The sequence below is a fragment of the Streptococcus gwangjuensis genome (genome assembly GCF_028156745.1).
Taxonomy (GTDB): domain Bacteria; phylum Bacillota; class Bacilli; order Lactobacillales; family Streptococcaceae; genus Streptococcus; species Streptococcus gwangjuense_A.
The window spans coordinates 16,903-28,534 of record NZ_JAODJG010000032.1 but is presented as its reverse complement, the minus strand read 5'-3'; the positions used below and the strand labels follow the sequence as shown (position 1 = coordinate 28,534).

General features: G+C 40.9%; 10 protein-coding genes and 1 other RNA gene. 9 read left to right on the top strand and 2 right to left on the bottom strand.

The features are described from left to right. Positions 1-1,338 (top strand): SIALI-17 repeat-containing surface protein (locus N5909_RS05225; protein WP_271630915.1); only part of this gene is annotated, 1,338 nt, incomplete at its 5' end. A gap of 167 nt (positions 1,339-1,505) precedes the next feature. Here N5909_RS05225 and pbp1a read toward each other — a convergent pair. Both pbp1a and recU read right to left on the bottom strand, forming a co-directional pair. Continuing rightward, complete coding sequence (gene pbp1a / locus N5909_RS05220) at positions 1,506-3,689, bottom strand: penicillin-binding protein PBP1A (protein WP_271630914.1); 2,184 nt, start codon at positions 3,687-3,689, stop codon at positions 1,506-1,508. Then, positions 3,686-4,282, bottom strand: coding sequence for a Holliday junction resolvase RecU (recU, locus tag N5909_RS05215; protein ID WP_049509745.1), 597 nt, complete (start codon positions 4,280-4,282; stop codon positions 3,686-3,688). Before recU ends, pbp1a begins: the two co-directional genes overlap by 4 nt. A 66-nt stretch (positions 4,283-4,348) precedes the next feature. On the opposite strand from recU, the gene N5909_RS05210 reads away from it, so the two are divergent. From N5909_RS05210 to cbpJ, 8 genes are all read left to right on the top strand, one after another. Continuing rightward, positions 4,349-4,876: a DUF1273 domain-containing protein gene (locus tag N5909_RS05210; RefSeq protein ID WP_049509742.1), complete on the top strand. Its 528-nt coding sequence runs from the start codon at positions 4,349-4,351 to the stop codon at positions 4,874-4,876. 72 nt (positions 4,877-4,948) lie between these two features. Continuing rightward, positions 4,949-5,278, top strand: coding sequence for a cell division regulator GpsB (gpsB, locus tag N5909_RS05205; protein WP_000146534.1), 330 nt, complete (start codon positions 4,949-4,951; stop codon positions 5,276-5,278). A gap of 20 nt (positions 5,279-5,298) precedes the next feature. Further along, an RNA gene (rnpB, locus tag N5909_RS05200) (RNase P RNA component class B) lies at positions 5,299-5,680 on the top strand. An 83-nt stretch (positions 5,681-5,763) separates the two neighbouring features. Next, the gene (locus N5909_RS05195) at positions 5,764-6,921 is read left to right on the top strand and encodes a THUMP domain-containing class I SAM-dependent RNA methyltransferase (RefSeq protein ID WP_271630913.1); all 1,158 of its coding nucleotides are present in this window, start codon (positions 5,764-5,766) and stop codon (positions 6,919-6,921) included. A 12-nt stretch (positions 6,922-6,933) separates the two neighbouring features. After that, complete coding sequence (gene mapZ / locus N5909_RS05190) at positions 6,934-8,331, top strand: cell division site-positioning protein MapZ (RefSeq protein ID WP_271630912.1); 1,398 nt, start codon at positions 6,934-6,936, stop codon at positions 8,329-8,331. A gap of 75 nt (positions 8,332-8,406) precedes the next feature. Beyond that, positions 8,407-9,831 carry an NADP-dependent phosphogluconate dehydrogenase gene (gene gndA / locus N5909_RS05185; RefSeq protein WP_033682291.1) on the top strand — a complete coding sequence of 475 codons (1,425 nt, stop codon included), beginning with the start codon at positions 8,407-8,409 and terminating at the stop codon, positions 9,829-9,831. Between the two features lie 11 nt (positions 9,832-9,842). Next, complete coding sequence (locus N5909_RS05180; RefSeq protein WP_033682289.1) at positions 9,843-10,532, top strand: response regulator transcription factor; 690 nt, start codon at positions 9,843-9,845, stop codon at positions 10,530-10,532. A gap of 101 nt (positions 10,533-10,633) precedes the next feature. After that, on the top strand, positions 10,634-11,629 hold the full coding sequence (gene cbpJ / locus N5909_RS05175; protein WP_033682287.1) for a choline-binding protein CbpJ: 996 nt from the start codon (positions 10,634-10,636) through the stop codon (positions 11,627-11,629). The last annotated feature ends 3 nt before the right edge of the window (positions 11,630-11,632 follow it).

The following is an 11,632-nucleotide window of genomic DNA, read 5'->3' as shown; positions in this document are numbered from 1 at the left end:
GGAACTCAAAACTATCTTCGTGATGGTAAAATCCAAGTCAGCCAAGACGGTAAAACTTGGACGGATGTTGTGACAGTGGGAGATGGTGTAGTCAATAGTACACACGATGATTCATTGACAGATGGTTGGACACATGATTCTAAGATGCCAGGAAATCGTTACATCGAGGGTGAATTGACGACACCAGTCAAAGCCAACTATCTTCGTGTCCTCTATACAGCTGACTATGATGCTCGTTTTGTAGGATTTACAGAATTGGTGATCAATGATGGCGAATTTGTCAAACCAATCAATGATCCAACTGTAGAAGGAAACGGTGGCGAAAGCCGAGGTAACTTCTATACTAATCTCGTAGATGGAAAAGTTTTGACTAGCTACAAAGCAGAACAAGATAAGGGAGAAATGATTTACCACTTATCAGAACCAACCAATGCCAACCATCTACGCCTTGTTTCAAGCCTTCCTGAAGGAGCGAAAGCACGAGTTCAAGCGAGAACACTTAAGGATGGACAAGAAAGTTGGACAGATCTTGGTGCCATTACATCTAGTCTCCAAACCTTTGCTATCCGAAATGGTGGTTCTCTTCTAGATGTTAAACTGGTCTGGGAAGGTGGCAAGGCTGAGTTTTATGAATTGGCGAGCTTCTATCAAGAATTGACAGAAGAACCTGTTCAATCAAGCAAGGGTGAAGAACCAGCACCAGTGCTTGAGGTACCTGAATTTACAGGTGGTGTAAATGCAGTTGAAGCTTTGGTACATGAGCTACCAGCCTACACAGGTCCATTATCAACCGTAGGTGACCAAGCTGCACCGACAGTAGAGAAACCAGAGTTTCAGGGTGGTGTGAATGCAGTTGAAGCTTTGGTACATGAGCTACCAGCTTATACAGGCCCATTGTCAACCGTAGGTGACCAAGCCGCTCCAACAGTAGAGAAACCAGAGTTCAAGGGTGGAGTCAACTCAGTTATGGCCTTGAAACACGAACTACCAGAGTACACAGGTCCATTGTCAAGCGTGGGCGATCAAACTGCACCGACGGTAGAGAAACCAGAGTTCAAGGGTGGAGTCAACTCAGTTATGGCCTTGAAACATGAGCTACCAGCCTACACAGGTCCATTATCAACCGTAGGTGACCAACCAGCTCCGACAGTAGAAAAACCAGAATTTAAGCTAAGTTCGTTAGAAAAATCTCAGACTCCAGAAGCACCAGTTCAAGTTGCTAAGGAAGACAAGAGATTGCCAGAGACTGGTGAAAAACAGTCAGAAACAGCTATTTTCTTGGCAAGCGTTGGACTAGCCTTATCTGCTATCTTTGTAGCAAAAAGTAAAAAAGATTAGTTGTGTATGACAATTAAACTCTCTCTTAACAGTATTCTAAACCAGTAGAGTGTATAGAACAAAAAAACCTGAGAAGTACAATTGACCTTCTCAGGTTTTTATTATCTAATTATTGATTGAGCAAAGAACAGATTGAAAAACCACCCAATTTTTGGGTGGTTAGTAATTTATTGTTGCGCTGGTTGAGGATTTTGGTTAGGCTGCCCTTGATTGGTACTTGGTTGTTGTGTCGCCGTATTCTCATTGGTTCCAGCATTGGGAGTAACTGTATTTGAATTTGGATTTGTGTTTGGTGTCGTTACACTTGACTGAGAGGTTGAAGTCTCTGGAGTCTGGTTCGCAGGAGCAGGTGTAGAACTTTGTTGAGTAGCAGGAGCAGTCCATGTAGGACGAGCTCCATTCTTAAAGACATATTCTCCACTCCTATATAAGCCCTCAGGCATAGTCCAATCTCCTGGGTGGTCATCTTCTGATAGGTAAGTCATCATTGAACGATAGACTGAAGAAGCAACTGTGAACCCACTGCCGATGACTGGAGTAAGACGATTTGAGTAACCTGTCCATACGGCCATCGAATATTTACGAGTATAGCCGACAAACATTTCATCCGGTGCAACAAGTTGACTTGATTTAATATGATTTTCGATTTCTTCATCTGAATAGTTAGAGGTACCTGTCTTACCAGCCTGAGGAAGCCATGAAATATAGGCGTTAAAACCAGTTCCAGAGGTCAAGACTGTTTTCATCATTTCTGTCATCATGTAAGCAGTGGTCTCTTTCATAGCTCGGGTACCAGGGTCAGAAAATTCTTTTTCGCTACCATCACTAAAGACAACTTTATTAATGTACATCGGTTTGTGATAGATACCACCATTGGCAAATGCAGCATAAGCAACAGCCATTTTTTCGCTACTTGCGCCGTATTGCTTATTAGATTCAGTTGTGTTACTTGATATGGCGTTAGAATAATGCATATCTGGATAGTCAATTCCTAAACCATTTAAGAAGGTTTTTGCACGGTTTAATCCAACTTTGTTGAGTGTTTCTACAGCAGGAACATTGCGAGATTGCTGTAGTGCATATTGCAGGGTGATATTACCGAAGTATCCTCTATCCCAGTTGTAGACAGGGGTATTTGTTCCAGGATAATTATACGGGATATCGCGTACAATGGTAGCAGTTGAGTCATAGATATCGAATTCCAAAGCAGGAGCATAATCAGTGATGGGTTTCATTGTTGATCCCCAGTCACGATTGGTTTCCACAGCCTGGTTGGTGCCGAATGAAACATTACTTGCTTGATGACGAGCACCAAGTTGTGCAATAACGTTACCATTAGATACATCTACAATAGTCGAAGCTACTTGCATGTCATCATCAGGATAAGTGACATATTGGTCGGTGTTATAAACATCCCAGAGTCGTTGTTGGATATCTTTGTCCACATTTGTATAGACATCCATACCTGTAGTAAGAAGGTTGTAACCAGTTTCTTGTTCAACTTGGTCGATTACTTCTTTAAGGTAGTTGTCCATGTATGCAGGATAACTGTTACCGGATTTCAGGCTTTGTAGACCATCGGTAACAGGGGTATTAATAGCTTTTTCATACTCTTCTGCGCTGATGTATTTCTGCCCCTTCATTTCTGAAAGTACCAAGTTTCGACGCTCTAGAGCAGCTTCTGGATGAGAATAAGGATCATATTGATTTGGTGCTTGAGGCATTCCGGCTAGGAGTGCTAACTGTGGTAAGCTTAAATCCTTCAAGTCTTTTCCATAGTAATTTTGGGCTGCAGTTTGCATTCCATAGTTACCGTTAGACATGTAGACTTTGTTGATGTAGTAGGTCAGGATTTCTTGCTTGGTTGCTTTTTGCTCTAGTTGAACGGCTAGCCAAGCTTCTTGAGCTTTACGTGACAAAGTTTGATCGGCAGTTGAAGTAGAAAAATAAGTTAATTTGATCAATTGTTGAGTCAAGGTTGAGGCTCCCTGGAGGCCTCCTCCGCCTTGGAGGTTTCTCAATGCCGCACCCATGATACGAATGGTATCCACACCTCTATGATCAAAGAAACGGTGGTCTTCGATAGACACGATGGCCTTGACTAAGTCAGTAGGAATTTCATTTGCTTGAGCATTTACGCGACGTTCAGATCCAAGGTCAGCAATCAGTTCGTTTTTGTTGTCATAAATCTTGCTAGAGGTTGTCGCAACTAATTTACTTTCAGATAAGGCTGGAGCCTTGCTAACAAAGTAGAGGAAGATACCTCCACCCAATAGAAATAATGCGATAAATAATGTAAGGAACGTAATTCCGATATACTTTAAGAATCGCAGAATAGTTTGTTTGTTCATCTTGTTTTACCACCTAGTAAATGTTCTTTGATAATGTCGAGATAGGGAATTTGAGGGAAAGCCCCTTGCTTTACTAAATATCCGTATTCTTGAATATATCCAAGTGGCATTGATTTTTGCCCCTTATCTTGATGATAAAAGCGAATCAAATCAAATGCCGGCAACAAATAAGTTTCCTGTTGAGAAGAAAAATGAAGCAGTACGAAGCAAATACCCTGCTGTTCTAGAACTTGTTCCATATGTTGAATCTGGTGAAGATGGAAGTTCTTCATTGGAATAGCATTCTTTTGTCGTGTTTCCTTGGCTTCAAAGTCAATGTAATGTCCTCTATATACGCCAGAGTAATCTGTTGTGGAAGCTTGTCTAAAGTAGGCTTCTACAATTTTGGCTCTACTACGTTGAGGATAGTCTACTCGAACAATCTGAACAGGCGTTGGTTTTTTATGGATAACTGCCATGCCATGCGTCAGATAGTAGTCGTTTGTAGCGTTAATCATCTTTTCAAAAGTCATTCCTCGATTTGCGAAATTTTTTGGTTGAGAAATGGATGTTTGGCTTTTTTTTGATGAAATTTTATGAGGATAGTTGACCATATTTCTCCTTATTGGTACAATAACATCACTCTATTATACCATAAAAATAGAAAGAAAGGTGTAAAAATGACTACAGCTTTAATTATGGGATATTCTAATTTTGACTTGGGTTTGTTTAATGAAAAAGATATCAGGTTAAAAATTATAAAGAAAGCTATTCGCCGTGATTTAGAAAGTTTAGCAGAAGAAGGGATTAAATGGCTGGTCTTTACAGGGAACTTGGGATTTGAATCTTGGGTGCTTGATGTCGCAAATGAAATGAAAGAAGAATATGATTTCAACCTAGCGACCATTTTTGATTTTGAAACACACGGGGAAAATTGGAATGAAGCGAATCAGCTTAAACTGAGCCAATTTAAGCAGGTCGATTTTGTCAAATATGCCTATCCTAAATATGAACATATGGGTCAACTACGAGACTACCAACGATTTTTGCTGGAAAATACTGACTTAGCTTATTTTTTCTATGACCCAGAAAATGAGACCAAATTAAAATTTATGGACACTTTGATGAAAAATCAGGAAGGTTATCGCATAAAAAGGTTAACGTTTGAAGACTTAAATGAGCTAGCAGAAAATTTTTCTGAAAAGTAAGGCTTTGACCTTGATTTTTGTTTGCCTTTTTTTATATAATAATACTATTAGAAACCGAGAATGGAGAGAGAGATGGCAAGTATTATTTTTTCAGCAAAAGATATTTTTGAGCAAGAGTTTGGACGTGAAGTCCGTGGATATAGTAAGGTTGAAGTTGATGAATTTTTGGACGATGTCATCAAGGACTATGAAACTTATGCTGCCTTAGTCAAGTCTCTCCGTCAAGAAATTGCAGAGTTGAAGGAAGAATTGTCTCGCAAACCTGAATCTGCACCGGTTCAAGCAGAACCACTTGAAATGACGGCTACAACTTCTATGACGAATTTTGATATTTTGAAACGACTAAATCGTCTTGAGAAAGAAGTATTTGGTAAACAAATTTTGGATAACTCTGATTTATAAGAGCTTATTTGAAAAGTGCAATTTTTGGATAATCGCGTGAGGAGAATTTCTTTTCATGAGGAAAGTCCATGCTAGCACAGGCTGAGATGCCTGTAGTGTTTGTGCTAGGCGAAACCATAAGCCTAGGGACGAGAAATCGTTACGGCAGTTGAAATGGCTAAGTCCTCGGATAGGCCAGAGTAGACTTGAAAGTGCCACAGTGACGGAGTCTTTCTGGAAACGGAGAGAGTGGAACGCGGTAAACCCCTCAAGCTAGCAACCCAAATTTCGGTCGGGGCATGGAGTACGCGGAAACGAACGTAGTACTCTGACTGCTATCAGCTCTAGGCTGTTAGTGGTAGACAGATGATTATCGAAGGAAGTGGTCCTAGTCACTTCTGGAACAAAACATGGCTTATAGAAAATTGCATATAGGTTGGGGCTGAGAAATTTTCTCAACCTCATTTTTTAAAGTGGACATATAGAAAGGTCTTATAAGACTGAAAATGAAAAAAGAATTTAATTTAATCGCGACTGCGGCAGCTGGTCTTGAAGCTGTTGTGGGACGAGAAGTGCGAGAGTTGGGCTACGATTGTCAGGTTGAAAATGGGCGTGTTCGTTTTCAAGGAGACGCGAGAGCCATCATCGAAACCAACCTCTGGCTTCGGGCAGCAGACCGTATCAAGATTATCGTAGGAACGTTCCCAGCTAAGACTTTTGAGGAGCTCTTTCAAGGAGTTTTCGCTCTAGATTGGGAAAATTATTTACCACTTGGGGCTCGTTTCCCGATTTCGAAAGCTAAATGTGTGAAGTCTAAACTACACAATGAACCCAGTGTTCAGGCTATTTCAAAGAAGGCCGTTGTTAAGAAGTTGCAAAAACATTATGCCCGTCCAGAAGGTATTCCCTTGATGGAGACTGGTCCTGAGTTTAAGATTGAAGTTTCTATTCTGAAAGACGTAGCAACTGTCATGATTGATACGACCGGGTCTAGCCTCTTTAAACGTGGCTATCGTACTGAAAAAGGTGGTGCTCCTATCAAGGAAAATATGGCAGCAGCCATTTTGCAACTCTCTAACTGGTATCCAGACAAGCCCTTGATTGATCCGACCTGTGGTTCGGGGACTTTCTGTATCGAGGCAGTTATGATTGCTAGAAAGATGGCGCCTGGTCTTCGTCGCTCCTTTGCCTTTGAGGAATGGAACTGGATTAGCGATCGCTTGATTCAAGAAGTTCGCACAGAAGCAGCCAAAAAAGTAGATCGTGAGCTTGAGCTAGATATCATGGGCTGTGATATCGATGCACGTATGGTGGAAATTGCTAAGGCCAATGCTCAAGCAGCAGGTGTTGCAGGAGATATTACCTTTAAGCAGATGCGCGTGCAGGATTTGCGTTCCGATAAAATCAATGGAGTGATTATCTCTAACCCACCTTATGGGGAACGCTTGTCAGATGATGCAGGAGTTACCAAACTCTATGCTGAGATGGGGCAAGTATTTGCACCGCTGAAAACGTGGAGCAAATTTATCCTAACTAGTGATGAAGCCTTTGAGACCAAGTACGGCAGTCAGGCGGACAAGAAGCGCAAGTTGTACAATGGAACTTTAAAAGTTGATTTGTATCAATATTTCGGTCAGCGTGTGAAACGTCAGGAAGTAAAGTAGGAAGGAAAACTCATGAGTAAGAAAAGACATGATCGTCATATAACAGAACATCAAGAAGCGCAATTTGATTTTGATGATGCCAAAGAGCTAACGGTTGGAGAAGCCATGCTAAAAAATGAAGAGGTGGAAGCAGGTGTATTGCCTGGAGATTCTATCTTGGACAAGTATGTGAAACAACACAAAGATGAAATTGAGGCGGATAAGTTTGAAACGCGTCAGTTTAGCAAGGATGATTTAGTTGAAAAAGAAGAGGTAGAAGAGGTAGAAGAGGTAGAGGAGACTCAGACTCTAGATAATTTACTTCAAGAGCTTCGTGAGGGAACAGGAGTAGATTCTCCAGCTCCAGAAGATGAGTTGAGTCAGTTTGATGATTTAGAATTAACACGAGTTTCAGAAGCACCTCTTGTAGAAGAATTTGAGACTGAAGATATTCCGACACTTTCTCGAGTGACAGATAGTGAAGATGGGAATAGTAAGAAGAAATGGGTGCTTTATGGCATTCTAACAGCCTTAGTGGTTCTTATCCTTGGAACTGGTTATTATGTTTATCGTCAAGTGGCTCGTTCGACCAAGGAAATCCAGACTTCTCAATCAACTACAAACACGCAGTCAGATGTGGAAGAATTCAATAATTTATATGATGCCTTCTATACAGATAGTAACAAAACGGCTTTGAAGAATAGCCATTTTGATAAACTGAGTCAACTTAAAACCTTGCTTGATAAGCTAGAAGGTAGTCGTGAATATACGCTTGCAAAATCTAAGTATGATAGTCTAGCAACTCAAATCAAGGCCATTCAAGATGTCAATGCTCAATTTGATAAGCCAGCTATTGTAGATGGAGTTTTGGATACTAACGCTAAAGCTAAATCAGATGCTAAATTTACAGATATTAAAACTGGAAATACGGAGATTGATAAAGTGCTAGATAAGGCTATCAGTCTAGGTAAGAGTCAACAAACAGCTCCTTCAAGTTCAAGTTCAAGCTCAAGTCAAGAAAGTTCAAGTTCATCAACAGAGAGGGCTACAGACAACACAAGTCCATCTTCAAGCGTCTCATCAAATAATTCAGTTTCTGCACGTGATGATAGCCATGGCGGTTTATCAAGTTCTGGAGTTGACCTCCAGAGAGCTTCGAGTCGTGTGCCGTTCAATCAATCAGCTGTTGATGATAGCAATAACTCTGCTTGGGATTTCGCGGATGGTGTCTTGGAAAAAATCCTAGCGACTTCACGCTCACGTGGTTATATCACTGGTAACCAATATATCCTTGAACGTGTCAATATCGTTAATGGTAATGGTTATTACAACCTCTATAAGCCAGATGGAACCTATCTCTTTACCCTTAACTGTAAGACAGGATACTTTGTTGGAAATGGTTCTGGACATGCGGATGACTTGGACTACTAAGCAGTCGTTACAAAATTCTTTCTTTTCAAAAGTAAAAATGATAAAATAAAACAAATTAAACAAGAGGAGTGTCAAATGACAAAAGCTAACTTTGGTGTTGTTGGTATGGCCGTAATGGGTCGTAACCTTGCCCTTAATATTGAATCTCGTGGTTACACAGTTGCTATTTACAACCGTAGTAAAGAAAAAACTGAAGATGTAATTGCTTGCCATCCTGAAAAGAACTTTGTACCAAGCTATGACGTTGAAAGTTTTGTAAACTCAATCGAAAAACCTCGTCGTATCATGCTCATGGTTCAAGCTGGACCTGGTACAGATGCTACAATTCAAGCCCTTCTTCCGCACCTTGACAAGGGTGATATCTTGATCGACGGAGGAAACACTTTCTACAAAGATACAATCCGTCGTAATGAAGAATTGGCAAACTCAGGTATCAACTTTATCGGTACTGGGGTTTCTGGTGGTGAAAAAGGTGCCCTTGAAGGTCCTTCTATCATGCCTGGTGGACAAAAAGAGGCCTACGAATTGGTTGCAGATGTTCTTGAAGAAATCTCAGCTAAAGCTCCAGAAGATGGCAAACCATGTGTGACTTACATCGGTCCTGATGGAGCTGGTCACTACGTGAAGATGGTCCACAACGGTATCGAGTACGGTGATATGCAATTGATCGCAGAAAGCTATGACTTGATGCAACACTTGCTAGGCCTTTCTGCAGAAGATATGGCTGAAATCTTTACTGAGTGGAACAAGGGTGAATTGGACAGCTACTTGATTGAAATCACAGCTGATATCTTGAGCCGTAGAGACGATGAAGGTCAAGATGGACCAATCGTAGACTACATCCTTGATGCTGCAGGTAACAAGGGAACTGGTAAATGGACTAGTCAATCATCACTTGACCTTGGTGTGCCATTGTCACTCATCACTGAGTCAGTATTTGCACGTTACATTTCAACTTACAAAGAAGAACGTGTGCATGCTAGCAAGGTTCTTCCAAAACCAGCTGCCTTCAAATTTGAAGGAGACAAGGCTGAGTTGATTGAAAAAATCCGTCAAGCCCTTTACTTCTCAAAAATCATTTCATACGCACAAGGTTTTGCTCAATTGCGTGTAGCTTCTAAAGAAAACAACTGGAATTTGCCATTTGCAGATATCGCATCTATCTGGCGTGATGGCTGTATCATCCGTTCTCGTTTCTTGCAAAAGATTACAGATGCTTACAACCGTGATGCAGACCTTGCTAACCTTCTTTTGGATGAATACTTCTTGGACGTTACTGCTAAGTATCAACAAGCAGTGCGTGATATCGTAGCTCTTGCGGTTCAAGCTGGTGTGCCAGTGCCAACTTTCTCAGCAGCTATTACTTACTTTGATAGCTACCGTTCAGCTGACCTTCCAGCTAACTTGATCCAAGCGCAACGTGACTACTTTGGTGCCCACACTTACCAACGTAAAGACAAAGAAGGAACATTCCACTACTCTTGGTATGACGAAAAATAAGTAGGTCTGCCATGGGGAAACGGATTTTATTACTTGAGAAAGAAAGAAATCTAGCTCATTTTTTAAGTTTGGAACTCCAAAAAGAGCAATACCGAGTTGATCAGGTTGAGGAGGGGCAAAAAGCCCTCTCCATGGCTCTTCAGACAGACTATGACTTGATTTTATTGAATGCTCAACTGGGGGATATGACAGCCCAGGATTTTGCAGATAAGCTGAGTCGGACTAAGCCAGCCTCAGTGATTATGGTCTTGGACCATCGCGAAGAATTGCAAGATCAGATTGAGACAATCCAACTCTTTGCCGTTTCTTACATCTATAAGCCGGTTATTATTGACAATTTGGTGGCTCGTATTTCAGCGATTTTCCGAGGTAGGGACTTCATCGACCAACACTGTAGTCAGATGAAGGTTCCAACGTCTTACCGCAATCTGCGTATGGATGTAGAACATCATACCGTTTATCGTGGCGAGGAGATGATTGCTTTGACTCGTCGTGAGTATGATCTCTTGGCTACTCTTATGGGAAGCAAGAAAGTTCTGACTCGTGAGCAGTTGTTGGAAAGTGTCTGGAAGTATGAAAGTGCGACCGAAACAAATATCGTGGATGTCTATATCCGTTATCTACGTAGCAAGCTTGATGTAAAAGGTCAAAAAAGCTACATTAAAACCGTTCGTGGTGTTGGTTACACCATGCAAGAATAGAAAAGCAGTTGCAGTTTTGTAACTGCTTTTTTTTGAGGAGTTTTCTATATATTGACATGCAGTTTGGTCTTTGCTATAATCAGTCATGGAGGATACGTCTAATGAAAACAGTAAAAAAATTGATGCAAATTGCATTAGCAATCTTTTTCTTTGGTCTGCTAGCAACAAGTGCAGTATTGGCGGATGATGCTGATTCAGAAGGTTGGAAATTTGTCCAAGAAAATGGTAGAACCTACTACAAGAAGGGGGAACTCAAAGAAACCTACTGGCGAGTGATTGATGGTAAGACCTATTATTTTGATTACAATGGTGAAATGGTTGTTGGTTGGCAATACATTCCAATGCCAGTTAAAGGATATACAATTGGTCCTTACCCTAATGGCATAAGATTAGAAGGTTCCCCAATGCCAGAATGGTATTACTTTGACAAAAATGGAGTGCTACAAGAGTTTGTTGGTTGGAAACAATTAGAGCTAAAAGATTCCTTAACCGTTGGGAAAAAACATGGTGAAGGCTGGGAAGGTCCCGAAGTTCTTAAATTAGCATACTACTACTTTGATCAAGATCATTCTTTAAAGACAGGTTGGCTTTATGATCAATCTAACTGGTATTACCTAGCAAAAACAGGAAATTCTGGGAATAAGAATCTTGGTGGTGAGAAACGTTCTGGTTGGATTCAAGATGCTTCCACTTGGTACTATCTAGATTCAGAAACTGGTATCATGCAAACTGGTTGGAAGCAAATTGGCAATAAGTGGTACTACCTCCGTTCATCAGGAGCTATGACAACTGGCTGGTATCAGGAAGGCTCAACTTGGTACTATTTAGATGCTGAAAATGGCGATATGAAAACAGGCTGGCAATATCTTGGTAACAAGTGGTACTATCTCCGTTCATCAGGAGCTATGGCAACTGGTTGGGTGAAAGATGGTTCAACTTGGTACTATCTAAATGCAAGTAATGGAGATATGAAGACAGGTTGGACAAAAGTAAATGGAAACTGGTATTATCTCAATTCAAATGGAGCAATGGTTACAGGTAGCCAAACTATCGATGGTAAAGTTTATAATTTCGCCTCATCTGGTGAGTGGATTTAATAT